Origin of the sequence: Streptomyces lycii (genome assembly GCF_009735685.1) — a bacterium.
In the GTDB taxonomy this organism is placed as follows: domain Bacteria; phylum Actinomycetota; class Actinomycetes; order Streptomycetales; family Streptomycetaceae; genus Streptomyces; species Streptomyces lycii.
The window spans coordinates 5,087-30,301 of the sequence record NZ_WHPN01000344.1 but is presented as its reverse complement, the minus strand read 5'-3'; the positions used below and the strand labels follow the sequence as shown (position 1 = coordinate 30,301).

23 protein-coding genes and 3 pseudogenes are annotated in these 25,215 nt (G+C 73.0%); 16 read left to right on the top strand and 10 right to left on the bottom strand.

Features of this window, described 5'->3' with window-relative positions; translation table 11 throughout:
• The first annotated feature begins 285 nt into the window (after positions 1-285).
• Positions 286-1,545, top strand: coding sequence for a threonine synthase (locus tag GCU69_RS22175; RefSeq protein WP_235978629.1), 1,260 nt, complete (start codon positions 286-288; stop codon positions 1,543-1,545).
• Between the two features lie 105 nt (positions 1,546-1,650).
• On the opposite strand, the gene GCU69_RS22170 is transcribed toward GCU69_RS22175, so the two are convergent.
• Positions 1,651-2,487 (bottom strand): SAM-dependent methyltransferase, encoded by an 837-nt coding sequence (locus GCU69_RS22170; protein WP_218037964.1) that lies wholly within the window; start codon positions 2,485-2,487, stop codon positions 1,651-1,653.
• Between the two features lie 348 nt (positions 2,488-2,835).
• Here GCU69_RS22170 and GCU69_RS22165 point away from each other — a divergent pair, with 348 nt between their 5' ends.
• Positions 2,836-4,440: a carboxylesterase/lipase family protein gene (locus tag GCU69_RS22165; RefSeq protein WP_235978628.1), complete on the top strand. Its 1,605-nt coding sequence runs from the start codon at positions 2,836-2,838 to the stop codon at positions 4,438-4,440.
• Positions 4,441-4,558: 118 nt separating this feature from the next.
• Here the strand turns inward: GCU69_RS22165 and GCU69_RS22160 are convergent, their stop codons facing one another.
• From GCU69_RS22160 to GCU69_RS22150, 3 genes are all read right to left on the bottom strand, one after another.
• The gene (locus GCU69_RS22160) at positions 4,559-4,798 is read right to left on the bottom strand and encodes a chaplin (RefSeq protein WP_257156005.1); all 240 of its coding nucleotides are present in this window, start codon (positions 4,796-4,798) and stop codon (positions 4,559-4,561) included.
• 231 nt (positions 4,799-5,029) lie between these two features.
• A complete protein-coding gene (locus GCU69_RS22155; RefSeq protein WP_098755365.1) occupies positions 5,030-5,239 on the bottom strand; it encodes a DUF397 domain-containing protein in 210 nt (69 codons plus the stop codon).
• On the bottom strand, positions 5,221-6,063 hold the full coding sequence (locus GCU69_RS22150) for a helix-turn-helix domain-containing protein (RefSeq protein WP_156206982.1): 843 nt from the start codon (positions 6,061-6,063) through the stop codon (positions 5,221-5,223). Before GCU69_RS22150 ends, GCU69_RS22155 begins: the two co-directional genes overlap by 19 nt.
• A gap of 294 nt (positions 6,064-6,357) precedes the next feature.
• On the opposite strand from GCU69_RS22150, the gene GCU69_RS22145 reads away from it, so the two are divergent.
• The 3 genes from GCU69_RS22145 to GCU69_RS22135 all read left to right on the top strand — a co-directional run bounded on the left by GCU69_RS22145 (position 6,358) and on the right by GCU69_RS22135 (position 7,790).
• On the top strand, positions 6,358-6,720 hold the full coding sequence (locus tag GCU69_RS22145; RefSeq protein WP_156206981.1) for a hypothetical protein: 363 nt from the start codon (positions 6,358-6,360) through the stop codon (positions 6,718-6,720).
• The gene (locus GCU69_RS34410) at positions 6,717-7,016 is read left to right on the top strand and encodes a hypothetical protein (protein ID WP_156206980.1); all 300 of its coding nucleotides are present in this window, start codon (positions 6,717-6,719) and stop codon (positions 7,014-7,016) included. The genes GCU69_RS22145 and GCU69_RS34410 overlap by 4 nt, the downstream gene beginning before the upstream one ends.
• A gap of 168 nt (positions 7,017-7,184) precedes the next feature.
• Positions 7,185-7,790, top strand: coding sequence for a flavodoxin family protein (locus GCU69_RS22135; protein ID WP_170315910.1), 606 nt, complete (start codon positions 7,185-7,187; stop codon positions 7,788-7,790).
• A gap of 125 nt (positions 7,791-7,915) precedes the next feature.
• On the opposite strand, the gene GCU69_RS22130 is transcribed toward GCU69_RS22135, so the two are convergent.
• Complete coding sequence (locus GCU69_RS22130) at positions 7,916-8,323, bottom strand: hypothetical protein (RefSeq protein WP_156206979.1); 408 nt, start codon at positions 8,321-8,323, stop codon at positions 7,916-7,918.
• Between the two features lie 151 nt (positions 8,324-8,474).
• On the opposite strand from GCU69_RS22130, the gene GCU69_RS22125 reads away from it, so the two are divergent.
• The gene (locus GCU69_RS22125) at positions 8,475-8,885 is read left to right on the top strand and encodes a hypothetical protein (protein WP_098754321.1); all 411 of its coding nucleotides are present in this window, start codon (positions 8,475-8,477) and stop codon (positions 8,883-8,885) included.
• A 178-nt stretch (positions 8,886-9,063) separates the two neighbouring features.
• On the opposite strand, the gene GCU69_RS22120 is transcribed toward GCU69_RS22125, so the two are convergent.
• On the bottom strand, positions 9,064-10,203 hold the full coding sequence (locus GCU69_RS22120; protein ID WP_156206978.1) for an SGNH/GDSL hydrolase family protein: 1,140 nt from the start codon (positions 10,201-10,203) through the stop codon (positions 9,064-9,066).
• Positions 10,204-10,387: 184 nt separating this feature from the next.
• Between GCU69_RS22120 and GCU69_RS22115 the strand changes: the two are divergent.
• The 3 pseudogenes from GCU69_RS22115 to GCU69_RS22105 all read left to right on the top strand — a co-directional run.
• Positions 10,388-10,689, top strand: a pseudogene (locus GCU69_RS22115) (FAD-dependent monooxygenase); the annotation flags it as partial.
• Positions 10,690-10,721: 32 nt separating this feature from the next.
• A pseudogene (locus GCU69_RS22110) lies at positions 10,722-11,339 on the top strand (amidohydrolase family protein); the annotation flags it as partial.
• 61 nt (positions 11,340-11,400) lie between these two features.
• Positions 11,401-11,849 (top strand): annotated as a pseudogene (locus tag GCU69_RS22105) (fumarylacetoacetate hydrolase family protein); the annotation flags it as partial.
• Between the two features lie 96 nt (positions 11,850-11,945).
• Here GCU69_RS22105 and GCU69_RS22100 read toward each other — a convergent pair.
• Positions 11,946-12,533 carry a TetR/AcrR family transcriptional regulator gene (locus GCU69_RS22100; RefSeq protein WP_098754318.1) on the bottom strand — a complete coding sequence of 196 codons (588 nt, stop codon included), beginning with the start codon at positions 12,531-12,533 and terminating at the stop codon, positions 11,946-11,948.
• Positions 12,534-12,603: 70 nt separating this feature from the next.
• Here GCU69_RS22100 and GCU69_RS22095 point away from each other — a divergent pair, with 70 nt between their 5' ends.
• The 4 genes from GCU69_RS22095 to GCU69_RS22080 all read left to right on the top strand — a co-directional run bounded on the left by GCU69_RS22095 (position 12,604) and on the right by GCU69_RS22080 (position 16,729).
• The gene (locus tag GCU69_RS22095; protein WP_098754317.1) at positions 12,604-13,497 is read left to right on the top strand and encodes an NADP-dependent oxidoreductase; all 894 of its coding nucleotides are present in this window, start codon (positions 12,604-12,606) and stop codon (positions 13,495-13,497) included.
• Positions 13,498-13,946: 449 nt separating this feature from the next.
• Positions 13,947-14,093, top strand: a complete 147-nt coding sequence (locus GCU69_RS22090; protein WP_156206977.1) for a hypothetical protein — start codon at positions 13,947-13,949, stop codon at positions 14,091-14,093.
• Between the two features lie 7 nt (positions 14,094-14,100).
• Entirely contained in the window at positions 14,101-15,264 is a 1,164-nt protein-coding gene (locus GCU69_RS22085; protein ID WP_156206976.1) for a YcaO-like family protein, read from the top strand.
• Between the two features lie 49 nt (positions 15,265-15,313).
• Positions 15,314-16,729, top strand: a complete 1,416-nt coding sequence (locus GCU69_RS22080; RefSeq protein WP_098754315.1) for a TfuA-like protein — start codon at positions 15,314-15,316, stop codon at positions 16,727-16,729.
• A gap of 264 nt (positions 16,730-16,993) precedes the next feature.
• Here the strand turns inward: GCU69_RS22080 and GCU69_RS22070 are convergent, their stop codons facing one another.
• The 3 genes from GCU69_RS22070 to GCU69_RS22060 all read right to left on the bottom strand — a co-directional run bounded on the left by GCU69_RS22070 (position 16,994) and on the right by GCU69_RS22060 (position 21,203).
• Complete coding sequence (locus tag GCU69_RS22070) at positions 16,994-17,350, bottom strand: ribbon-helix-helix protein, CopG family (protein WP_235978627.1); 357 nt, start codon at positions 17,348-17,350, stop codon at positions 16,994-16,996.
• A gap of 374 nt (positions 17,351-17,724) precedes the next feature.
• A complete protein-coding gene (locus tag GCU69_RS22065; RefSeq protein ID WP_156206975.1) occupies positions 17,725-19,071 on the bottom strand; it encodes a class I SAM-dependent RNA methyltransferase in 1,347 nt (448 codons plus the stop codon).
• A 65-nt stretch (positions 19,072-19,136) separates the two neighbouring features.
• Positions 19,137-21,203: an APC family permease gene (locus GCU69_RS22060; protein ID WP_156206974.1), complete on the bottom strand. Its 2,067-nt coding sequence runs from the start codon at positions 21,201-21,203 to the stop codon at positions 19,137-19,139.
• Between the two features lie 259 nt (positions 21,204-21,462).
• Between GCU69_RS22060 and GCU69_RS22055 the strand changes: the two genes are divergently transcribed.
• The 3 genes from GCU69_RS22055 to GCU69_RS22045 all read left to right on the top strand — a co-directional run bounded on the left by GCU69_RS22055 (position 21,463) and on the right by GCU69_RS22045 (position 25,127).
• Positions 21,463-23,640 (top strand): MMPL family transporter, encoded by a 2,178-nt coding sequence (locus tag GCU69_RS22055; protein WP_156206973.1) that lies wholly within the window; start codon positions 21,463-21,465, stop codon positions 23,638-23,640.
• 85 nt (positions 23,641-23,725) lie between these two features.
• The gene (locus GCU69_RS22050) at positions 23,726-24,394 is read left to right on the top strand and encodes a potassium channel family protein (protein WP_098754038.1); all 669 of its coding nucleotides are present in this window, start codon (positions 23,726-23,728) and stop codon (positions 24,392-24,394) included.
• Positions 24,395-24,446: 52 nt separating this feature from the next.
• Positions 24,447-25,127, top strand: coding sequence for a potassium channel family protein (locus GCU69_RS22045; protein ID WP_098754037.1), 681 nt, complete (start codon positions 24,447-24,449; stop codon positions 25,125-25,127).
• Positions 25,128-25,215: the final 88 nt, after the last annotated feature.

Sequence of the window (25,215 nt, the reverse complement as noted above, 5' to 3'; positions counted from 1 at the left end):
GGATCCCCGCGGGGCGGGATCCGGCCTCCGAACCGACGGGCCCCCGGGGCGGGCCGGGGCGAGATCCCCACGCGCCGGCCGGCGCCGGGGCAGGGCCCTCGCGCGCCGATCGGCCCCGGGGCAGGATCCGGCCCCCGCGCCGGCCGGCCCCGGGGCGGGATTTCGGCCACCGCGACGACCATGCGTTGGCTAGCCTGGGTGGATGATCCTTCCGGCGTATCAAGAGCGGGCACGGGACCGGCGCCCGCCGCGACGACGGGTCCCGCGCGCCGGGACCCCCGCCCTGTGAGCGCCTCCCCGGGGGCACCGGCCGGCGACTCCCCGGCGGTGGACCGGCGTTCCCTGGCGACGGCCCAGCGTTCCCTGGGCGACCCGGAGATCCGCTACCCGCTCCTCCCCCCGCTGGTCAGCGGCTGCCCGCGGACCAGCACGGACGCCATGTCGTACCCGGTGGAGGTCACTTACGACTACGCGCGGGTCCCGGACGGCTTCCTCACCGCGCGGCCCGCGGGCCCGGGTCCGGCGCTGGACCGCTGGTCCGCCCTGCTGCCGCCGCTGGCCGCTCCCGGGCTCGGCGAAGGCGGCACCCCGCTGATCGACATCGGCGACGGGGTGTACGTCAAGGACGAGTCGCGCAACCCCACCTGGAGCCACAAGGACCGGCTCAACCGCTGCACGGTCAGCGCCGCGGTGGCGGCCGGGGCCCCCGGCGTCGTCGTGGCCTCCTCCGGCAATCACGGAGCGTCGGCGGCGGCGTACGCGGCCCGCGCCGGTCTGCGCTGCGTGGTGCTCACCTCCGCCGGCCTGCCGCCCGCCATGGCCTCGTTCGTCACCGCCTACGGAGCGGTGGTCCTCCCCGTACCGGTGGCCGACCGCTGGCCGCTCACCCGCTGGATCGCCGACGCGTACGGATTCCACCCGGTCAGCAATCTCACGCCGTTCCACACCGGGCACGCCTACGGCCCGGAGGGCTACAAGACGGTCGCCTACGAGATCGCGGCCGACCTCGGCATGCCCGCCGCGGTGTTCCTGCCCACCGGATACGGCGAGCTGCTGTTCGGCGTCTGGAAGGGCTTCTCCGAACTCCACCGGCTCGGCCTGCTGCCCGGCGTGCCGCGCCTGTTCAGCTGCGAGCCCGCGGCGGGCGGTCCGCTCGCCGCCGCCCTGCGGAGCGGACGGCCGGGCGCCAGGGTCGAGGTGGGCCCCACCGACGCGTACGGCATCAGCTGCCCCGTGGGCGGCTACCGGGGCGTGGTCGCCGTCCGGCGCAGCGAGGGCCGGGCTCTCACCGTGAGCGACGAGGACATGCGCCGGGCCCGGGACGAACTCGCCCGCCGGGGCCTCTGGGTGGAGCTGTCGGCCGCCGCCGGGCTCGCGGGGCTGCGTACGCTGCCCGGTCCGGACGGCTTCGAGGGCCCGGTCGTGTGCGTCACGACCTCCAGCGGCTTCAAGGACACGGCCACGGGGGGAGAGAGCCCGGCGCCGGCCGACCCGTCCCGGGAAGCGGTACGGGAGCGGCTGCGGTCGGCGGGGATCAGGAGCTGACGCCCCGGTTCGTCCGCGCGGCTTTTTGTCGCCCGGAGCGGCGGGCCGGGGTCTCGGCTCGTGCCCGGCGGGCCATGGTCTCGGCTGGTGCCCGGCCCGGCGGGGTCAGGGCTTGCGGGCGACGCCGACCCAGAGGCTGACGGAGGCGTCGTCCAGCGTCCCGGCCTCGACCTGCCGCAGGGTGTCCTCGTCCGGATACCAGCGGTGCGGGACGACCACGCCGGGCTCGACCAGGTCCAGGCCGCTGAAGAACTTCTCGATCTCGGACCGGCTGCGGACCTGGGCGCTCCCCCCGTCCTGTTTGTAGAACTCCATCGCCATCTCCCACTCCTCCGGGGCGAAGTCCGGGGTGCAGTGCGAGAACGCCAGATAGGAGCCGGACGGCAGGGCGTCGACGAGCTGCCGCACGATGCCGTACGGGTCCTGCTCGTCGGTGATGTAGTGGAAGAGGCCGACCAGGCACAGGGCCACCGGCTCGCCGAAGTCCAGCGTCTCCCGCAGCTCGGCGGACTCCAGGATCGCCGCCGGGCCGGTGATGTCCGCCTCGAGGTACGCGGTGCGGCCCTCGGGGGTGCTGTCGAGCAGCGCGCGGGCGTGGGCGAGCACGATGGGGTCGTTGTCCACGTACACGACGCGGGAATCGGGGGCCACCTCCTGCACGACCTCGTGCAGGTTCGGCCGCGTCGGGATGCCGGTGCCGATGTCCAGGAACTGGCGTATGCCCCGGTCGGTCAGGAAGCGGGCGGCCCGGTGCATCCAGGCCCGGTTGGCCCGCGCCGCCGTCCGGAAACCGGGGAACGCCTCCAGCAGCCGCTCGGCGACCTCGCGGTCCACGGCGTAGTGGGTCTTGCCGTTGAGGAAGTAGTCGTAGACCCGCGCACTGTGCGGCCGGTTCTGTCCCAGGTCCCGGATGCCTGATTCCGGAGGCGGTGTGCTGTTCATGGAGACCTCATCGTTCGACATCGCTCGGCGGCCCGGCCGTACACCGGCGGGAGCCGCACATCGTACGCCTAGCCTAGGCAACTCCGGGCGGCGGCAAACCAGTTCACCGATACGATCAGCACAGGATCGGAACGGAACGGGCACGCACGGTGCGGACCACGGCGCGGGCGTGCGGCCCGGGCCCGGCGCCGGCCCCCGGCGGGTGCCGCGGCGGCGGAGACCGGCGATTCACACGATGCCGGACGCGCGGTCCCCGGCGAGACTCACCGGCAGTTTCCGCGATCCTTCCGCACGGAGGTGCCGATGTCCGGTCCGCTCTCGAAACGCCTGGCGGCGAATCGCCGGCGATTGACCCGTACGCGACGCAGAGTGGCGCTGTCGGGCGCTCTGCTGCTGTCGGTCGTCGCGACGGCTCTCGTGCCCGCGACAGCAACGGCCGACACCACCGGCGGCACCGGCGCCGCCGCCGGTGCGACGGCCACGGCGTCCGGAGGCCCCACGGTCACGACCCGGTACGGACAGGTGGAGGGGAAGCGGGGCGAGACCGCGCACTCCTACCTCGGCATTCCGTACGCCGCGCCGCCGGTCGGGACGCGGCGGTGGAAGCCGCCGTCCCCGCCCGAGCGCTGGCCGGGCGTCCGGGACGCCACGGCGCCGGGGAACCCGTGCATGCAGTCGGCCGACCAGTCCACACCCTGGGGCAATCTGGCGGGGCCGGGCACGCCCAGCGAGGACTGCCTGTACCTCAACGTCCACACGCCCGCGGAACGGTCGCTGCGCAAGCGGCCCGTGATGGTGTGGATCCACGGCGGCGGATTCACGGTCGGCTCCGGCACGTTCTACGACGGCAGCGAGCTGGCCGCCCGGGGCGACGTGGTCAACGTGACCCTCAACTACCGGCTCGGCGCGTTCGGCTACCTGGCCCACCCGGGCCTGGCCGAGGAGTCCGCGCGCGGGCTGTCCGGCAACTACGGGCTGCTGGACCAGCAGGCCGCGCTGCGCTGGGTGCGGGACAACATCGCGGCGTTCGGCGGCGATCCGGACGAGGTGACGGTCTTCGGGGAGTCGGCGGGCGGCGGCAGCGTCTGCCAGAACCTGGTCTCGCCGCGCGCCGCCGGACTGTTCGACCGGGCCGTGGCCCAGTCGGGCTGCGGGTTCCCGCTGCCCACCCAGGAGTCACAGCAGAACAGCGGCGCGGCCTGGGCCAAGTCCCTGGACTGCGCCGACGTGGCCTGCCTGCGCGGCCGGCCCGCGGACCAGGTGCTCACCGCCTCGCTGCGCCCGAACGCGCGCTGGGTCCCCAACGTGGACGGCGAGGTGCTGCCGCTCCAGGTGCCGGACGCGCTGGAACAGGGCCGCTTCCACCGCGTCCCGGTACTCCAGGGCACCACCGCCGACGAGGGCCGGCTCACGGTCGCCGGCAGCTACGACCTGGCCGGCCGGCAACTCACCGCGGAGGGCTACCCGCCGGCGGTCCGCGCGATCTACGGCGACCGGGCCGAGGCGATCCTGGCGCGCTACCCGCTGTCGGACCACGGCAGTCCGGCCGAGGCGCTGGGCGCCGTGTTCACGGACTCCCAGTTCGCCTGCCTCCAGTCCCGCACCGCGGAACTGATGGCCGAGCACACCCGCTCCTACCAGTACGAGTTCGCCGACCCGCACGCCATGGACCATCTGAACCTGCCGGTCAGCTTCCCGCTCGGCGCCCCGCACGGCTCGGAGATCCGGTACGTCTTCGGCGGCGTCGAGGGCACCCCCGCCCAGAACGCCCTGGCGGACGCGATGCTGGGCTACTGGACCAACTTCGCGAAGACGGGCGTCCCGTACGCCGGGGACGCCCCGCGCTGGCACCTCTTCCCGAAGGTCCAGACGCTCGCGCCGGAAGGGATCACGGGCAGCACCACGTTCCCACGGGACCACCAGTGCGACCTGTGGAACGAGCCCGCCTCCTGAGGTCTCCCGCGGCCCGGCGCCGCAACGCCCGCGGGCGGACGCCGCCCGCCGACGGCCTCTGAACACGGCTGTGGCCTCCCGGGCGAACCGGGAGGCCACAACCGTGAGGCGCGTCGGGTCAGTGGTTGACGCAGACGTTGCCGAAGGCCGGGTTCAGCACGCCGATCACGCTGACGGTGTTGCCGCAGGCGTTGACCGGGATGTGCACCGGAACCTGGATCACATTGCCGGACCCGATACCGGGCGAGCCCACTGCCGCGCCCTGCGCACCGCTCTCGGCGGCGGCCAGGCCCGCCCCGGCGAACACGGCAGCTCCGGCGGCCGCGGTGACCGCGACGGTCTTGATGATGCGCATCATGGGGGGTTCCTCCCTCGTTGGCCGGATCGACGTCCGGCTCTTATCCGTTGGTGCGATTACCTCAACGTCCGCACGGGGCTTGCGGTTACGGCCTGCGCACGAGTGACTACACCGAATCCGGGGACCGCCGCTGCGGCCGCCCGCGCCGGGCGGCCCGAAACGGCGACGGCCCCGCGCCCACCGGACAGGCGGACGCGGGGCCGTCGTGACGCTTCGGTGCTTCGGCGCGGGTCAGGCGCCCAGCTCACCACGCTTCACGGCGGTGACGAACGAGGCCCAGCCGTCGAACGCGAACGCGAGCACAGGGCCGTGCGGGTTCTTGCTGTCGCGCACGGGCACGAGGTCGGTGAACCCGTCAGCCACCTCGACGCACGCGCCTCCGTCCGAGTTGCTGTGGGAACTCTTGCGCCAGGTAGCGGCACTCAGGTCGATGGATCGCACGGTACTTCCTCCAATAGGCGCAGCACGAACTTCCGCGACTCGACCGGGGACAGTGCCCAGTCGCGCACCGCATCGTAAACACGTTGCAGACGCTCCACGAGGCCGCTCTCCTCGACCAGTTCGCCGCGAAGTGCGTTTTCCGTGTACGCAACGGTACGCCCGTCCAGCAGCCGCAGAAACCACACGTCGGTGCCGTCCAGCCCGTACGGTCCCGCGGTGAAGGGAAGCACGTGAAGCGCTACGTTCGGCCGCTCGGCCATGTCCGCCAAGTGCTCCAGCTGCGCCCGCCATTCGCTCCCACTCCGCAGCGGCGTCCGCAGCACCGCCTCGGCGAGGATCGTCCGGAACGGCGGCGCGTCCTCTCCCTCGAGCAGCTCACGCCTCCCCATCCGGGCCTCGACCTGCTGCTCCAGTTCAACGCCCTTGCTGCCCCCCGCGGCCAGTACCTCCCGCGCGTACCCCGGGGTCTGCAACAGCCCCGGCAGCACGCTCACCGCGAAGTGCCACAGGCTGACCGCCTCCGCTTCCAGCGCCATGTACTGCCGGTACCGCTCACGGAACTGCGTATGGTCACCGGCGGCCAGCTCCCACAGCGCCAGCAGCAGGCCCGGCGTCCCATAGTGCTGGTCGAGCGCCTGCACGACCTCCGGGCTCCCGAGCGTCTCGCCCTTCTCCATCTTCCCGAAGAGCGACCAGTCCCATCCCAGCCGCTCCCCGAGCTGGCGCAGGCTGTGGCCCTGCCGGGCGCGCAGTTGGCGTAACTCCTCGGCGAACCGTTGGCGGGGTTCTCGGCTGCGGCCCGTGACGAGACGTCGCTGCGGCAAGGCGGTTCCCTTCCAGGAGTCGTGGCGCCGCCCGTGCCGCGTACCGCGAGTCCTTCGTACCCGTACCCGTACCCGCGCGCCACACATGCCCGCACCGCCCACCGAGGGCGCTGCCCGTGGAAGTTGTGGAACGTGCGCCGCCCGGCGGGGAACAGGAGCACGGCCACGAGCACGCCCCGGCACAGCGGGCGACATTCTTGTAACGCGTCGACTACACACGGTAGTTCGCCGCGCGCCTTCATGACGCCCGAATGGCGAATCCTCGCTCCGCTCCTGCCGAAAGGACGACAGCCGATGCCGAACGCGACCCCGGACCGCCCCCCGCTTCCGGTCCGCGCCAAGCCCCGTAAGCCGCCCGCCCCCAAGCTCCGGGAAGCCACCGCCGCCCGCGACGCCCTTGCCGCCGCACTCACCGGCGCCGGCATCCAGCTCCCCGTGATGGACGTCCGCACGCCGTGGGGCGACTTCCTCCCGGACACCCCGGAGCGGCCGTGGCCCCGGCAGACCGCGCCGGACGGCGACCGCGGCTGCGAACCCGCCCCCGCCGACGGCCGCACCCCGGACAGCGCCCGCTACGCCCTCGTCCACCTCGGCGTCTGCTCGCCCCCTGTCGCCCTCGCCCTGGCGGCCGTCATCGCCCGGGGCGCCGCCCGGTGAACACCCCGCACGCCACCCCGGCCCCGGAGCCCGGCGCCGCCCGGGACCCGGGGCCGGGCGTCCCCCCGGCCCCCGGGCCCGGCGCTCCCCCGCCCACCGGCACGGCCGTCCGCGACACCGCCCGGGACCGTGTCGGCGTCGTCATGGACCACGAGGGCCAGTACCTCCAGCTCCGCCCACTTCTCGGCGGCCGCGAGTGGGACGCCGATCCGGCGGCCGTCCGTCCCCTCACGCCGGAGGAACTCCTCAGCGCCCGGGTGGCCGAGGTCAACGCCCGCAGCCGGCAGGCCCCATGACCGGCCGGCCGTCGCCGAGGCCCAGTGCCGGTGCGCTGCACGAGACGTGCTCCGGCCGCCCCGCCCAGTGCGGGGAGACCCGGCCCCGGGCGTCGGTGCGCCGCCGTCCGGGTGAACGCCCGCCTCGTGGGCCGTTCAGGGCGCGGCGGGCGGGGAACAGGGAGAGGCATGCGCGCACTCGTGGTCAACTGCACCCTCAAACCGTCCCCGCAGACGTCGAACACCGAAGCCCTGGCCGACACGGTCGTCACCGCGTTGCGCGGCCACGGCGCGGAGGTGGATGTCGTACGGGCCGTCGACCTGAACATCAAGCCCGGAGTCGAGAACGACATGGGCGAGGGCGACGACTGGCCGGACGTACGCGAGAAGGTGTTGTCCTCGCAAATCCTGGTCATCGCCTCGCCGACCTGGCTCGGCCACCCTTCCTCGGTCGCCCAGCGTGTCCTCGAACGGCTGGACGCGATGATCAGCGAGACGGACGACGAGGGGCGCCCCGTCGCGTTCAACCGGGTGGCCGGTGTCGTGGTCACCGGCAACGAGGACGGCGCCCACCACGTGATCAGCGAGATTTCCGGGGCGCTGGGCGACATCGGTTTCACGGTCCCCGGTCAGGCCTGGACCTACTGGCATCTGGGTCCCGGGCCCGGACCGGACTATCTCGACGACGACCGCGGCCACGACTGGGCGGCCTCCACCGGCCGCGCCATGGCCTCCAACCTCGTGCACGCGGCGCGGGCGCTCGGCGCGATGCCGGTGCCCGCCCCGCCGTCCTGACCCGGCGCGGTTCCACCCGGCGCCGCGCTGAGCACCACCGCGCACGCGCGGAGCCGAGCACCACCGCGCACGCGCGGAGACGCACCGGCCGGCGCGGGCCCCGTGCCCGGCCGGCGGCCGGCCGGTCAGTGCGCGCGCATCCCCGTCGAAGCGGCCGGACTCGCGAACTGAAACCTGAACTTCGTCCCGTCGATGACGTCCGTGGCGATGACCTTCCACTGCCCCGCGGTGGTGGTCTTGTAGCTGCCCTGGCAGTAGTTGAGCCCACCGCCGCTCGCGTAGAAGCACACCTTCACCCGGCGGCTGGTGTTGGTCTTGATGTTGATGTCGGCGCAGTTGTCGGTCGCGAAGTACAGGGTGCTGGACGGCTGGAAGTTCGTACCGGACGGCTTGCTGTAGCTCCACGCCTCGCCGTAGCAGGACTGGGCGCCCTGCTCGGCGGCGCCCGCGGTGCCGGCCGTACCGCCGACCAGGCCCGCGGCCGCGAGCGTGCCGGTCAGGGCGAAGGTGACGAGCCGCTTGTGCGTGTTCATGAGATCCCCCGGGGATTCGACGGCTGAGTGCCGCCCTCACGGTCACAGGCGGCCTTCCGCCTGGGGAACCTGGAACATCACAGGGTCTGCCGCGCCTGCCGCCGTGCTTCCGTTGCCTCCGAAAGCGCCAGCACGAGGAGAGGACCCGCCCATGTTCGTCCGTACCCGGATCGCCGCAGCCGCCGCGAGCACCGTCATCGCCGCCGGCTGCCTCGTCGCCACCGCAGGACCGGCCGGCGCGGCCGAGCAGGGCGCCAGCTCCTGCTACGGCGACGCCAGCAGTTACACCAAGGCGTCGGGCCAGCACCTCTACCCGAACTACCCCACCCTCAACTACCTGCTGACGACCACCAGCTGCGCCGACATCAACATCAAGACCGGCACCGACCGCTACGTGAAGGTCTGCTTCCACCCGCAGTCCGGCGGGACGGAGTGCCAGTCCGGCTACAAGCTCGCCAAGGCCGGCAGCTGGACGGTCGTCGCCACCAACGTCAAGGACCGGACCCGCTACCAGTTCTACTTCCGCAGCGACGCCAAGTCGACCGGGCACATCGCCGACTGACCGGCCGACGCAGGCCGGGGCGGTCGTGCGACCCGCCCGGTGACCCGGCCCTGCGACCCGCCCGGTGGCCTGGTCGTGCGCCCCGCCCGGTGGACGGTGGCCCCGCCCGGCCGGACGCCTGCGCCGGGACCGGACCGCCGGCCGTGCGGGGCCGCCGCCCCGCCTCGGCCCGCGCCGGTCACCAGTCCAGCGGAAGCGTGGCGAGGTACGCGTCGAGCAGGCCGGAGATGATCCGGTGGTCGGCCAGCGACGGGTGCCAGTCGCAGCCGAGGCGGTCCAGGGCCGGGTCGTCGTAGTACCAGTAACCCACCCGGTCGTCGCCCCGCGCGGTGCGGTCCCGGACGATGCGCTCGGCGGTGTCGGCGAAAGCGGTGGTGCCGGACACGGCGGTGGCGCCGACCACGAGGTGGGTCCCGGTGCCGTAGCGGGCGCGCAGCTTGTCGAGGAAGCCGTGGTAGGCGCTCTCGTAGGCGGCGATCAGTTCGTCCTGGCCGGCCCAGGGCTCGCCCGGGTTGAGCGGGGTCGAGAAGTCGTTGATGCCCAGGCCGATGACGACGACCTGCGGGTGCCAGGTGTCCGGCCTCTGCCACACGTCGCCCTCGACGTTCAGCAGCGCCCGCTCGTAGTAGGTGCGGTAGTCGGTACCCGGATCGCTACCGTTGTAGTTGCGCACCATGCCGCGGCCGGAGAAGGCGTTCTGCTGGTGGTCGGCGCCGAGGGTCCCGGCGGTGAGGGCGGCGAAGGCGAGGCCGGCGTTGGTGTTCCGGTCGACCCCTCCGTTGGTGGAACAGTCACGGGTGTCCGAGGTGTTGCCGTATCCGGCGGTGTAGGAGTCGCCGATGAACTCGATCTGCCTGCTCCGCGCCGCCGGGGCGGGCAGCATCCGGCCTCCCCCGGCGGCGGTGAACCCGCCGAACCGGCCCACGGCCCAGGTGCTCTCCGTACGCTTGACCAGCCGCACGCTGTGCTCGCCGTCCGGCAGGCCGCTGATCCACGCCGTGGTCCGGCCCGGGGTCACCAGCGTGCTGACGGTCTCTCCGTCGATCCGGACGTCGTAGTCGTTGACGGCGTCGTCGAGCACGACGCCGACGCCGGTGCCGCTGAAACGGCCCTCGAAGGCGATGCCGGGCCAGCCGTACTGCACATATCCGTCGGCCGCCTCCTTCACCCGGCCCACCGTCCGGTACGTGGCCGAGGCGGCGGAGGGCCGCACGGCGCGGGCGGCGGACGCCTGGGGCGGGGAGGCGACGGTGGTGACGACGCCCGCGGCCGAGGCCGTGAGGAACGTCCGCCGGGAGAGGTGACGCGACCTGCGCATTGCGGTTCCCTTCACTGTCCTGGACTGCTCGTGACCGGGCGGGAAGGGATCCATGGGAGCGCTCCCCCCGCCCGGCACACCATCAGATGCGGTGCGACGGGCGTCAAGACGGCGGAACCGGCAGCGGGCCGCCGGTGACGGTGCACGGCGCGGTCGTCCCGCGGGCCGGCGTCCGGCCGCGCGGGAGGGGCCCCGGCACCGCGGCCGGGTGGTGCTGATCGGTGACGCGGCGCACTGCCGCCCACCCCCGCCCAGGGCGCGGCCCTCTCGCTGGAGGACGCGCTCGTGCCGGCCCGGATGCTGACGGAGTCCGCCACCTGGGACGACGCGCTGTTCCGGGCGTACCACGAGCGGCGGACCGCTCGGGTCCGCCCGGTGGTGGAGGCGTCCGTGCAGCTCGGGCAGTGGCAGCTGGACGGGGTCCGCGACGCCGAGGTGCCGGGGCTGATGGCCCGCACCATGTCCATGCTGCGGGAGCTGCCGTGACGGCGCCGACCGTGGACGTGCACGCCCACGTCATGCTGCCCGAGGCCGGGGCACTGGTCGCCGGGCGGCCGGGGTTCGCCGGGGCGAGGGCGCCGGACGCCCGGCGCAACGGCGCCGCGGCCCTCGCCGTCAGCGGTTCCATGGTGCGCGAGCGCATGCCCCGGATGACCGATTCCGGCGTGCGGCTGGCGGCGATGGACGCGCAGCGGGTGGACGTACAGCTGATCAGCCCGTCGCCGTCGCACTACCACTACTGGGCCGACGAGGAGACGGCGGAGAAGGTGTGCCGGCTGGCCAACGAGGCGACGGCCGCGCACTGCTCGGCCGCTCCGGACCGGCTGCGCGGCCTCGGGCTCGTGCCGCTCCAGCACCCGGACCTCATGGTGCGCGCGCTGGACGACGCCCTGGACCAGGGCCTGGGCCGGAGCGGAGATTTCCAGCCACGCTCCGGGGCGGGAACTCACCGATCCGGCCTACGAGCCTTCTGGGCGCGCGCCGAGGCCACCGGCGCGCTCGTCTTCCTGCGCCCGTTCGGCTGCACGCTCGACGAGCGGCTGGACCGGTGGTACCTGCCCAACACCGTCGGCCAGCCCACCGAGAACGCCGTCGCGCTCTCCCACCTGGTCTTCTCCGGCGTGCTCGACCGCCACCCCGGCCTGAAGCCGGTCGCGGCCCACGGCGGCGGTTGTCTGCCCACCCACATCGGCCGCGGAGATGAAGGTCGGCCTCGGCCCCTGCAAGGGCAAGGACACCGCCATCACCCTCGGCCCCCACCTCGTCACGGCCGACGAGCTGGACCCGTACCGGGACGCCGGCGGTTTCCTGCGTCTCGCCCTGACCGCCGAGATCAACGGCCGGGTCGTCGGGAAGGACCTGCTGTCCAACATGAGCTGGACGTTCGAGGAGATGACCGCCTACGCCTCCCGCGCGGCACCCGCGTCGTCCCCGGAGACGTCCTCGGCTCCGGCACCTGCGGCAACGGCGGCTGCCTCGCCGAGCTGTGGGGACTGCGCGGCGAGCGGACCCCGCCGCCGCTGCGACCGGGCGACACCGTCTCCCCCACCGTCGAGGGCCTCGGGACCCTCACCAACACCGTCGTTCCCCGTGTGGAGCCCGTCCCGTTGCCGGCCGCCCGGCGGCGCGCCCGGGAACGGCCGTGAACCGGCCGCTCGCTCAACAGGCCGCCCCACCGCCGGCCACACCTCCGAGGCCGGGGCCGGTGCCTCCGGCGCCGGGCCGCGGCGCGACGGCGTTCCTCACGCGCGCGGGCCGGGGCCGGTGACCTCCCAGGCCGCCTCGATCATCCGGAAGATCTCGTCCACGGCGGCCTCCGGATCGGCCGCCTCCCGGGCCAGCGTGTAGGCGTCGACGACGAACCTCGCGATCGTCCGGCTCGCCGTCGCGGTCCGGGACAGATCCGGATCGGCGGCGATGGCGGCTGCCAGCGACTCCGCGTGACGCAGCCTCATCGACTCCTCGTACTCCCGCAGCGAGCGCGAGGATTCGACCATGTGCCAGACCGGTGCGGCGGCGTCCGCCGTGCAGTGGCGCACCAGGGCCCGGATCTCACGGCGCAGGGCGGGAATGAGCGGCTCGCCCGGCGCCCGGCCGGTGACCGCCCGGGTGAGGCGCTGCTCGAAGTCCTCGTCCTGCTCGAACACCAGGGCCTCTTTCGAGGCGAAGTGGGAGAAGAGCGTGGTGACGGCCACGTCGGCCTCGGCAGCCACCTCACGGATGCCCACCGCGTCGTAGCCGCGTTCCAGGAAGAGCCGCAGGGCGGTGTCGGCGATCTTCTGGCGGGTCGCGGCCTTCTTGCGTTCACGGCGTCCGGACGGCACGGTCATGCCTTAACACTACCAAATACAAAAGCGAAGCCGTTTCAAAAAACTAACCGTTAGTGTTACGGTCGGCCGCATGAGGAAAGTGAGCTTCGCCGAGTTCGGCGGTCCCGATGTCCTGCAACTCGTGGACGCCGAGGAGCCCCACGCGGGCCCCGGCCGGATACGCATCGCCGTCCGGGCGGCGGGCGTGAACCCTGTCGACTGGAGAATCCGTGAGGGCCAGAAACTGTCGGCCCATCCGGTCGAACTGCCCTCCGGGGTCGGGCAGGACGCCGCCGGGGTGGTGGACGAGGTCGGTGAGGGCGTCGAAGGGGTCGAGGCCGGCGACCCCGTGTTCGGCGAAGGGTCGAGCACGTATGCCGACTTCGCCGTGCTGTCGGCCTGGGCCCGTATGCCCGAGGGCCTGACGTTCGAGGAGGCGGCCGGGTACCCCTCCGTGATGGAGACCGCGCTGCGCGTCCTTCGCGAGGTCGGTGTGCGGTCCGGTCAGACGCTGCTGGTCAGCGGCGCGTCGGGAGGTGTGGGATCGGCGGTGCTGCAGATCGCCCGCGACCGCGGCATCGCGGTGATCGGCACGGCCGGGGCCGCGAACCAGGACTATCTGCGCGGCCTCGGCGCCCTCGCCACGACGTACGGCGAGGGCTGGGCCGCGCGGGTGCGGCAGCTCGGCCGTGTCGACGCGGCCCTGGACCTGGCCGGTTCGGGCGTCATCCGCGAACTCGTCGAGCTGACCGGGGATCCGCGGAAGGTGGTCTCGATCGCCGATCTCGGCGCTCCGGAACTCGGCGTCCGGTTCTCCGGCACGGCCGGGAGCATGCCGGACGCGCTCGCCGAGACCGTCGCCCTCATCGCGCGGGGCAGGCTGCACATCCCCGTCGAGAAGTCGTACACGCCGGCCGAGGCGGCGGCGGCGCACATCGACAGCCGTGCCGGTCACACGCGCGGGCGCCGGGTGGTGGTCTTCTGAGCCGTTTCCGGGCAGGCCGCACGGTGGCCCGCCGGGTGGGTTCCCGGCGGGCGGGATCCCCGGCGGGCGGGTTCCCGGCGGGCCGTGCAAGGACCCCGTGGCGGGCCTCGCCACGGGCGGACCGCGCCGGTGCCGGGACCGCGGGGGAACGGCCCCGGCCGGCCCGCGGCCGGTGACGCCGTCCGCGGCGAGCGGGCTCCACGCGCCGCGCCCGGATGCCGGCCGGGACCGTACTTGACCCGTGTCCATGAGGAGCATGCCCCCTGCGGACGCCCAATTGACCGGTCACGACGCCGTGTTGTCAGGGTTGGTTCACCCTTCTACAGTGGTCTGATCATGCTCCTGCCACGTGTCGTGAGAGCTGCATGCCGTGCTCCCCGGACACGTCCGGACGTGATGTGTGCCGCTGTCTGCTTCGATCCTCGACCCCCGGATGGAGGGGAGTTCGCATGCTGAGCGAAACCACGCGTACCCAGGAAGCCAGCCTCGACGATCTCTTCACGGACATCGACCTTTCCCACTTCGGCGCCGTGAACGCCTGCCTGCACCCGGGCCAGTCCGGGATCTGCGACGAACTGGTGTACATCCCCGAGTAACAGCGCGATGACGGAGACAGGCGCAAGCAAGATCTTCTTCACCGGGACCCACCGGGTGCGTGCGCCGGAGGACACATACCGTGCCGTGGTCCCGCTCCTGCGGGACTACGGCATCACCCGGCTCGCCGATGTCACCGGGCTGGACACCCTCGGCATCCCGGTGGTGATGTCGGTACGGCCGCTGGCCACCACGCTGTCCGTCTCCCAGGGAAAGGGAGTGAGCAAGCTCCTGGCGAGCGTCTCGGCAGCCATGGAGGCCATCGAACTGTGGCACGCGGAGAACGCCGTACCCCAGTCGGTGCTTAGCGGTGCTCCGGCCGAGTCCCTCGGAATCCCCTACGACGTCGGCGAGCTGGAGTGGCCCGACGGCAACCTGATCACCGCACGGACGCGGCTGGACTGGATCGAGGCGCACCTCCTGCCGCACGGCGGGCCGGTACTGGTCCCGCGGGCGGCCGTCTTCCTCGGCCGGACCGCCGACTCGTGGCAGATACCGGGCCTGACCACGTCCTCGAACGGCCTGGCCTCCGGCAACACCGTCGCCGAGGCCACGGTGCACGCCCTGTACGAGGTGATGGAACGCGACACCGTCGCGGCACGGAGAGGCGTGCCGGCACGGGAACGCCGGTACATCGACCCGGACACGGTCGACGACGACCACTGCGCGGACCTGATCGCACGCATCGGCCGGGCCGGCGGTTTCCTCGAACTGGAGGACATGCCGGGCCGGTCCGGTGTGCCGTGCACGGCCGCCCGCCTGTGGCGCGAGGATCTGGCGTCCACGGTGACGCTGGGAGCGGGCGCGCACGGCGACCCCGCCGTCGCCCTGTCCCGGGCGATCACCGAGGCCGCGCAGTCACGGCTCACCCAGATCGTCGGCACCAGGGACGACATCCCCTCCGGCGCCTACCGTCCGGACCACTTCTCCCGTCCCCTGCCGGCCGACTCCTGCCTGGACTGGGCCGAGGTGCGGTCCGCGTATCCGGACTCACGGCGCGGACCGCGCCCGGACCACGCTGCGAGTTCGGACACGGACGTGGCGGAGGCCGCCCGGCTGTCCGAACGGATCCGGGACATCACCTCGTATGCTCCCATGCGCGTGATCCTGGAGGACCGCGCGGAGTTCGCCGTGGTGAAGGTGATCTGTCCGGGGATGCGGCTGTCCGAGTGAGGGGCCGGCTGATGAGCGGTGGGGACGGACGAAGGGTGGGCGGGGCCGGATGACCACGCACGTGTTCCGCGGTCCGAGCGTCACGGACGCGGAGGTCGCCGCGATCCTGCCCGCCGCGCACAGACACCCCCCGGTGCGCCACGGTGACCTGCTGGCGCTCGACTGCGGGCCCGGGGACGTCGTCCTGGTCATCGATGGCGTGTTCCACGCCACGCCTCCCGTGCGGCACAAGGAGATCCTGCGACTGCTCGCCGGGGACGTCACCGTTGTGGGTGCGGCGAGCATGGGCGCGCTGCGGGCGGCCGAGTTGCACGCCTACGGCATGCTCGGCGTCGGCCGGATCTTCGAGATGTACCGGGACGGAGTGATCGACGGTGACGACGAGGTCGCCGTGGCGCACACCACGGACGGCTCCCGCCTGCTGACGGTGGCACTGGTCGACATCCGCGGGCACCTGGACGAAGCCGTACGAGCGGGAATGCTGGACCCGGACGAGTCGGAACGCCTGCTGCGCCTCGCGCGATCGGTCCCCTACCCGCACCGCCACCAGGCGGCGCTGGAGCAGGCGGCGGCGAAGGACTCCACACTCACGGAGCGGGCCGCTGCCTGGTGGACGGGGGCCGACGGACCGTTCCCCGGCGGCGTTCCGCGGGCGGGGCAGAAACACGCCGACGCGCTGACCGCGCTCGAGGCCGTGGCCGGAAGCCCCGGGAGGCCCGGAAGCCCCGGGAGGCCCGGGATTCTCACCCCGCCGGACACCCGTGCCTGGGCGTCCGGCCCGTGGCACACCCCGTATCTGCGGAGCTGGGCGGGCCGATTCCGGCCCCGGAGCGCGGAGAGCGGACGGGTGCCGTTCACGGCCGAACTGCAGTACCAGCGGTTGTACGACCCGGACTTCCCCCGTCGCTGGCGGGAATACGTGCTGGCGTGGGTGGCCGGTGACGAGGACGCGGCGGACCCGGCCTCCCTGGAGGCCCGAGCCGTCGAAGTGGCTCACACCCGTGGCCTGACACGGGATTCACTCTCGCCCCGGCAGCTCCGCCACTGGCTGACTCCCGCGGAGACACATCAGCTGGACCCCACGGAGCAACTGCTCCGTCTGCTGGTCCGCTCGTCCTGCCTGGGCATGGCGGGACATCCCCGGTTTGCGGGGCCGGACGGACCCGCCGCACGCCTGATCGACGACCGCCTCGACAGCGCGACCGAGGTCCGCACCGCATGGCAGACCAACAAGGCCATGGCCGACTCGGCCCCACACCGCTCCGTGACCCGGCTTCGCCCCGACCTCCTGGTCACCCATCTCGCCGACCGCTGGGAGGTGCCGGCCTCGGACCGGCCGGCACTCGACGCTGCCGCCCGCGACCGGGGTTTCTCCGGCACGCAAAGCGCCGCGGAGGCGGCCCGGGCGTTCTACCTGCATGTCTCAGGGGTGCTCGCCACCCCGGCCGGCGGGCGGGACGGGTGAGAGGGACGGAGCCGCGACCCGGCCCCGGAGTCCTCGCCACCGCCGGGCGCGCCCGCCGGACCCGCAGCGGGTCAGGCACCCCTGCCGGCGGGCTCCGGCGCCTCGACGCACTCCACATGGCGCGTCGTCGGGAAGGTGCCGGACCGGACGGGTCCCGCAGAACACCAGGTCACGGCCGACCTCTCGGCCCCTCATTCCTCGCCCAGTCGCCCAGAGCGTCGAACGAGCGTCACGACGAGCGAAGACGACGTTCCGCCTACCGGTTCAGAGCGGAAGGTCATCGGGAAGCACCCGGAACGCCTTGTGACGACCCAGCAAACGCTCCGCACGGAAGTCGCGGCGGTCGAGAGCGATGACCGCGTCAGTGTCGTAGTCGGCAGCGAGTGCCACGTTCACGGCGTACGGCGTCGGCCACGGCATCCCGCACCTCTTGCTTACCGGGGTACGGCCGGCCCCCTCGAAGGTGCGGGAGAAGAGGGGTTCGTCCCGGACACGGTTGGCCATCGCCGCGAGGTGGATGCCCTGCCGGATGATCTCGGCCTCGCTGATGCCGCGCCGCCTGGCCGCCTCCTTGAGGATGGCGAGATCCTCCGGGTCGGCGCAGACATTGGTCCGCTTCATCGACGTGTACCAATGCTTGCGTATGTACCACATTGATGTATGCCAACAGTGTCCGCAGGCCCCATGCGTTGCAGATCGCCGGTGCCGCGGCGAGCGGCGGTGGCCTCGGCCTCGCCGACCAGGGCCATCCTGGCGCGGGGGGCCTGTGGGCGTTCGCCAAGGGCCAAGGCGATTCATGGGCCTCACCACACCCCGGCAGCGGCCCGGTCTCGCCGACAGGTCATGAGCGTCATATGAGCGTCAAGAATTCCGAAAACCGCCCGCCCCACCCCTCACTCCAGCACAAAACACGAGGTGAAACGGATGCACGAGCCTCGGCCTATTGCATAAGCCGAAACAGGTCGAGACCTCCGACACGCCAGCAAAACCGCAGGTCAGGCCCCCTTTCCTGCAGGCTCCAGAATCGCCACGCACTCCACATGATGCGTCATCGGGAACAGGTCGAACGCCCGCAGCTTGCGGAGCCTGTAGCCGCCCTCGCGGAAGTACGCCAGGTCGCGTGACAGCGCCGCCGGGTCGCAGGCCACATACGCGATCCGGCGCGCGCCCAGTGCCGCGATCCGCTCCACCGTCTGCTTGCCCGCCCCCGCGCGCGGCGGGTCCAGGACGACCAGGTCGGCCTCCGTGATGCCGGTGCGCGGCAGGATCTGCTCGACCTTGCCGTGTTCGATGCGGACCCGGTCCAGGTCCTCCAGGTTGTGCCGGGCGTCCTCGGCCGCGCGCCTGCCGGACTCGATGCCCAGCACCGCGCCCTTCTCGCCGACGCGTTCCGCGATCGCGCCCGCGAACAGGCCCACGCCGCAGTACAGGTCCAGCGCCATCTCGCCCTTGCGCGGCATCAGGCCCTGCATCACCGCCTCGACCAGCAGGTCCGCCGCCTTCGGGTGCACCTGCCAAAAGCCGCCCGAGCCGACGCGCCAGGTGCGGCCCGCGGCGCGCTCGCGCACGAAGGGGCGGCCGTGGACCCGGTGCACCCCCTTGTCCCGTTCACCGACGCGCATCACCGAGACCGGCTTGTCGAGCTCGACGATCGGGAGCCGGCCGCCCGGCTTCGGGGTGAGGATCACCTGGCGGTCGTTCGAGCCGGTCGCCGCGATCGCCTCCACGCCCGCGATCTGCGGCCACTCCCGCTGCTCGACGCCCAGCTCGTCCACGCCCGGCGCCGCGATCAGGCAGTGGTCGATCGGCTGCACCTCGTGGGAGCGGTGCTTGCGCAGGCCGACCCGGCCCTCGTCGTCGATCGCGTACTGCACCCGGGTGCGCCACGCCGGGACCTCGCCCTTGGGCACCTTGTCGCCCGGGGCCGGCTCGACCGTGCCGTCCCAGCCGGCCTCCTCCGGGGTCAGCCCCGCCAGCCGCTCCAGCTGCTCGGCGATCACCGAGCCCTTCAGCCGCCGCTGCGCCCCCGGCGCCGCGTGCTGCCAGTCGCAGCCGCCGCACTTGCCCGGGCCGGAGAACGGGCAGGGCGCCGGGATCCGGTCCGGTGACGCCTGGAGGACCTCGACCGCGTCGGCGCGCAGGAAGCGGGAGTTCTCGTCGCCGTCGGTGACCCGGGCGACGATCCGCTCACCGGGCAGCGTGTGCCGGACGAACAGCACCCGGCCGCCCGGGGTGCGGGCGATGCAGTGCCCGCCGTGTGCGACGGGCCCGACCTCGACCTCGTACTCCTCGCCGACGAGCGAGGGGGCGGCTGAGGGAGAAGGGGTGGCTGACGTCGTCACAGCGGCGGTGCTCCTGAGTGGTGGGGTGCGGTGGCCGGATCCGGTACCGACCGCAGCCGTCCAGTCTACGGGCCCGGACGGCGGTCCGTTTCCCCGCCCGCACCGCCCTTCGGCGGCCCCGCCGGACCCCGGCGGGCCGAGCCGGGGGCGTTCCAGTTCGCGCGCCTGCGGGCCCGGGCCTTCGCCCGTTCCGAGGACTCCAGCTGGTACGGCACCGACGTGACCATCACCCCGGGCGTGAACAGCAGCCGCCCCTTCAGCCGCAGCGCGCTCTGGTTGTGCAGCAGCTGCTCGTACCAGTGGCCGACCACGTACTCCGGGATGTAGACGCTCACCGCGTCCCGCGGGCTGTCCCGGCGGATGCCCTTGACGTACTCCACGATCGGACGCGTGATCTCCCGGTACGGCGAGTCCAGCACCTTCAGCGGTACGTCGATCCCCCGGCGCTCCCACTCCGCGCGCAGCGCCCGCGTCTCCTCCGGGTCGACGCCGATGCTCAGCGCCTCCAGCGTGCCGGAGCGCATCAGCTTGGCGTACGCCAGCGCGCGCAGGGTCGGCTTGTGCACCTTGGAGACCAGGACGATCGAGTGGACCCGGGACGGCCGCACCGTTTCGTCGCCCGGCTGGTCCGGCACCGCGAGTTCGGCCGCGACCCGGTCGTAGTGGCGGCGGATCGCCGTCATCACCCCGTAGAAGACCACCATGCCGAGCAGCGCGACCCACGCCCCGTGGGTGAACTTGGTGACGAGCACGACCACGAGCACCAGGCCGGTGAAGAACGCCCCGAAGGTGTTGATCGCCCGGGAGCGGAGCATGCGGCGGCGGGCCGCCGGGTCGGACTCGCGGGCCAGGTGCCGGTTCCAGTGCCGGACCATGCCGGTCTGGCTGAGCGTGAAGGACACGAAGACGCCGACGATGTAGAGCTGGATGAGCCGGGTCGAGTCGGCGTCGTAGACGGCGACGAGTATCGCGGCGGCCCCGGCCAGCAGCACGATGCCGTTGGAGAACGCCAGCCGGTCGCCGCGCGTGTGCAGCTGGCGCGGCAGGTAGCGGTCCTGGGCCAGGATCGAGCCGAGCAGCGGGAAGCCGTTGTACGCGGTGTTCGCGGCCAGGAAGAGCACCAGCGCGGTGGCCGTGGCCAGCAGCACGAACAGCACCGACCCATCGCCGAACACGGCCGAGCCGACCTGCGAGATGACCGGGTCCTGGTGGTAGCCGGGGCCGACCGGCTCACCGTCGCGCAGCAGCTGGCGGGCCGGCCACTCGGCCATCTTGACGTCGGTGGACAGCGCGAGCGTGATGATGCCGCAGAACATGGTGACGGCCAGCGCGCCCATCATCGCCAGGGTCGCGGCGGCGTTGCGGCTCTTGGGCTTGCGGAAGCCCGGCACGCCGTTGCTGATCGCCTCGACGCCCGTGAGCGCGGCGCAGCCGGAGGAGAAGGCCCGCAGCAGCAGGAACAGCAGCGCGAACCCCGCGATCCCCTGGTGCTCGGCCGCGATCTCGAAGTCCGCGGTGGGCGCGTGCATGTCGTGGCCGAGGACGAGGCCGCGGAAGGCGCCCCAGAGGAGCATCAGGAACACGGAGCCGACGAAGACGTACGTGGGGATCGCGAAGAGCTTGCCGGACTCCCGGACCCCGCGCAGGTTCATCAGCGTCAGCGCCACGATCATCACGACCGCGGAGAGGGTCTTGTGCTCGACGACGAACGGGAAGGCCGACCCCAGGTTCTCCACCCCGGCGGAGATCGACACGGCGACGGTGAGGACGTAGTCCACCAGCAGGGCGCTGGCGACGGTCAGCCCGGCCCGGCGGCCCAGGTTGGTGTTCGCGACCTCGTAGTCGCCGCCGCCGCTGGGATAGGCGCGCACGTTCTGCCGGTAGGAGGCGACGACCGTGAACATCAGGACGGCGACCGCGACGGCCACCCAGGGGCTGAAGTGGTACGCCGTCACGCCTGCCGCGGACAGCACCAGCAGCACCTCGCCCGGCGCGTAGGCCACGGAGGAGAGCGGGTCGGAGGCGAACACGGGGAGCGCGATCCGCTTGGGAAGAAGCGTTTCCCCGAGCCGGTCGCTGCGGAGCGCCCGGCCGATCAGGATCCGCTTGGGCACGTCGGTCAGTTTGGACACGGTGGGGATCGTAAGCCTCTCCGGAGAGGCGAACGGCACGAGTGCGGGGCCGCTCCGCACACCTTGACGGAACTCGAACGCGGCAACTCCCGGACGTGTCGGGTCCGTCACGCCGCGGCGGCCGGTCCGACACGCGGAGTGCACCCGCGGGCCCCGACGGTTACGCCGTCCCGGTGCCCCGGCCCATGATTCAGCCGCCCGCGGGGTAGGCGGATCCGCGCCACCTCCGCCGCACGCGCCGCATCCATCCGGGGAGCCGATGACCTCCGTACCGCGCCTCGTCCGCCTGCTGCTCCCCGTCGCCCTGATCGCCGTCTGGCTGGGTGCCGGCGGCGCGTTCGGTCCGTACGCCGGAAAGCTCTCCGAGGTCTCGACGAACGACCAGTCCGCCTTCCTGCCGCAGAGTGCCGAGTCCACCGAGGTGAGCGAGGACCAGGGGGCCTTCTCGCCGGAGGACACGCTGCCGGTCGTCGTCGTCTGGGAGGCGGACGGCGGGGCGCGCGTCGGCCCCGCACTGCGCGAGGCGGCGGCCCGCGCGCTCGCGGAGACCGCCGGCGTGCCCGGTGTGACGGGCAAGGCGTCGCCCGTGCTGCCCTCCGAGGACGGCCGGGCACTGCAAGGCGTGATCCAGCTCCGCGGTGACCTCGGCGAGCGGCTCGAACCGGCGCTGGAGGACATCCGCGCCATCACCGGCGGGGTGGACGGCGCCTCCGTGCACCTGGCCGGGCCGGCGGCGTCGCAGGCCGATCTGTCGGAGGCGTTCGCGGGCATCGACGGACTGCTCCTCGGTGTCGCGCTCGGTGTCGTCCTGCTGATCCTGCTGCTCGTCTACCGCAGCGTGCTGCTGCCGCTCGTCGTGATCCTCAGCGCCGTCTCCGCCCTGGCGCTGGCCTGCGCCGTGGTCTACGCGCTGGCCGAGCGGGACGTGCTGCGCGTCGACGGACAGGTGCAGGGCATCCTCTTCATCCTGGTCATCGGCGCGGCCACCGACTACGCGCTGCTGGTGACCGCCCTGTTCCGGGAGGAGCTGTCCGCGCGCGGCGACCGCTTCCCGGCCGTCCGGGCCGCGCTGCGGCGCTCGGCGGGCGCGGTGTTCGCCAGTGCCGCCACGGTCGCGCTGGGCCTGCTCGCCCTGCTGATCAGCGACCTCAGCAACAACCGGGCCCTCGGCCCGGTCGGCGCGATCGGCATCATCTGCTCGGTGCTCGCCGCGCTCACCTTCCTGCCCGCCGTGCTCGTACTGCTGGGGCGGGCGGCGTACTGGCCCGCCCGGCCGGCCCCCACCGTGGACCCGGACGACGCCGGTGCCTCCGGAGGCAGGGGCCAGGGAGTCTGGGGGCGGGTGGCCGCGCTGGTCGACCGTTCCCCGCGCCGGGTGTGGGCCGGGACCCTGCTGCTGCTGGCGGCGTGCGCGGCCTTCTCCCCCGGGCTCAAGGCGCAGGGCGTCCCGCTGAACGAGATCTTCGTGGGCGGCGCGCCGTCGGTCTCCGCCCAGCGCGTGCTGAGCGAGCACTTCCCCGGCGGATCCGGCAACCCGGCCGTGATCATCGCGGACGCGGACCGCGCCGGGCGGGTCGTGGAGGCCGCCGAGCGCACCGACGGTGTGGCCTCGGCCGCGCCGGTGACCCGGGACGGCAGGCCCGGCGGCGGCGAGCCGCTGGTGGTCGGCGGCCGGGTGCAGATCGACGCGACGCTGGAGGACGACGCGGACAGCGACGCGGCCAAGCGGACCGTGCAGCGGCTGCGGGACGCGGTGCACGCCGTTCCGGGCGCGGACGCCGCCGTCGGCGGCTACACCGCCCAGCAGTACGACACCCAGCAGACCGCCGCGCACGACCGCACGCTGATCGTGCCGGTCGTCCTCGCGATCATCCTGCTGGTCCTGGTGCTGCTGCTGCGCTCGCTGCTGATGCCGCTGCTGCTGGTCGCGACGGTGGCGCTCAACTTCGTCGCCACGCTCGGGGTGTCCGCCCTGGTCTTCACGCATCTCTTCGGCTTCACCGGAACCGACGCCTCCGTACCGCTGTACGGGTTCGTGTTCCTGGTGGCGCTCGGTGTCGACTACAACATCTTCCTGATGACGCGGGTGCGCGAGGAGGCGCTGCGGCGCGGCACCCGGTTCGGGGTGCTCAAGGGGCTGACCGCGACCGGCGGCGTGATCACCTCGGCCGGTGTCGTGCTGGCCGCGACCTTCGCCGCGCTGGTGGTGATCCCGCTGGCCTTCCTGGTCCAGATCGCGTTCATCGTCGCCTTCGGTGTGCTGCTGGACACCCTGGTGGTGCGCTCGCTCCTGGTGCCCGCGCTGGTGCGCGACATCGGCCCGCGGGTGTGGTGGCCGGGTGCCCTGCGGCACCGCCGCGACGACACCGGCGTACGGGGACCGGGCGGCGGAGGCCACGGCGACCGCGGTGGCCTCCGCACGGGCGCGGACGGGTAGCGTTACCGCCGTACGAACATGACGGACCAGTGGCGGCCCCGGCGGGTGCCCACCACGGCAGCGAAAGGTGTGGGGTAAGGACCTCATGCACATTGTGATCATGGGCTGCGGCCGGGTGGGCTCCGCCCTCGCGCAGAACCTTGAACAGCAAGGGCACACGGTCGCCGTCGTCGACCAGGACCCCACCGCCTTCCGCCGTCTCGGCTCGGGCTTCGGCGGCCGGCGGGTGACCGGGGTCGGCTTCGACCAGGACACCCTGCGCGAGGCGGGCATCGAGGAGGCCGGCGCCTTCGCGGCGGTCAGCAGCGGCGACAACTCGAACATCATCGCGGCGCGCGTGGCCCGCGAGATGTTCGGCGTGGAGAACGTCGCGGCCCGCATCTACGACCCCCGGCGCGCCGAGGTCTACCAGCGGCTCGGCATCCCGACCGTCGCCACCGTCCGCTGGACGGCCGACCAGATGCTGCGGCGGCTGCTGCCCTCCGGGGCCGAGGCCCTGTGGCGGGACCCGAGCGGCGCCGTGCAGCTCGCCGAGGTGCACATCTCCCCCGACTGGGTGGGCCACCGGGTCGGCCGGCTCCAGGACGAGACGGGTGCCCGGGTGGCGTTCCTGACCCGCCTCGGGGAGGCCATACTGCCGGACTCCCAGACGGTCCTGCAGGACGGCGACCTGGTGCACGTGACGATGCGCACCGACGCGCTGGAGAAGGTCGAGGCCGTGTGCGCCGAGGGACCCGAGGAGGCCGGGCGATGACGCACGGGCGGAACACCGGCAGCCGTCGCGCTGGAGTGAACGGAGAAACACGGTGAGGGTCGCTATCGCCGGGGCCGGTGCGGTCGGCCGGTCCATCGCGGGTGAGCTGCTGGAGAACGGGCACGAGATCCTGCTGATCGACAAGACGCCCACCGCGATCTCGGTGGAGCGGGTGCCGCAGGCCGAGTGGCTGCTGGCCGACGCCTGCGAGATCACCTCGCTCGACGAGGCCGCGCTCCAGCGCTGCAACGTCGTGATCGCGGCGACCGGTGACGACAAGGTCAACCTGGTCGTCTCGCTCCTCGCCAAGACCGAGTACGGCGTTCCGCGGGTCGTCGCCCGGGTGAACAACCCGAAGAACGAGTGGCTGTTCAACGAGTCCTGGGGCGTCGACGTGGCCGTGTCCACGCCGCGCCTGATGTCGGCCCTGGTCGAGGAGGCCGTGAGCGTCGGCGACCTCGTACGGCTGCTGCGCTTCAGCCACGGCGACGCCAACCTGGTCGAGCTGACGCTGCCCCCGGAGGCCGCGCTGGCCGGCACCCGCGTCGGCGACGTGGACTGGCCCGAGGACACCTCGCTGGTCACGATCATCCGCGGCACGCGGGTCCTGGCGCCGAACCCGGACGACGCCCTGGAGGCGGGCGACGAGCTGCTGTTCGTGGCGGCCCAGGCCCGCGAGGAGCAGTTGGAGGACCTGCTGTCGGTGCGCAGGCCGGGCACGTCCGGGGACTGACGCGCGGGGACTGGCCCGCGGGGACTGACGGGTGACGGGGCGCGGCTCCGGCCGGAATCGCCGAACCGGCGGCTCCGGCCGCGGAACC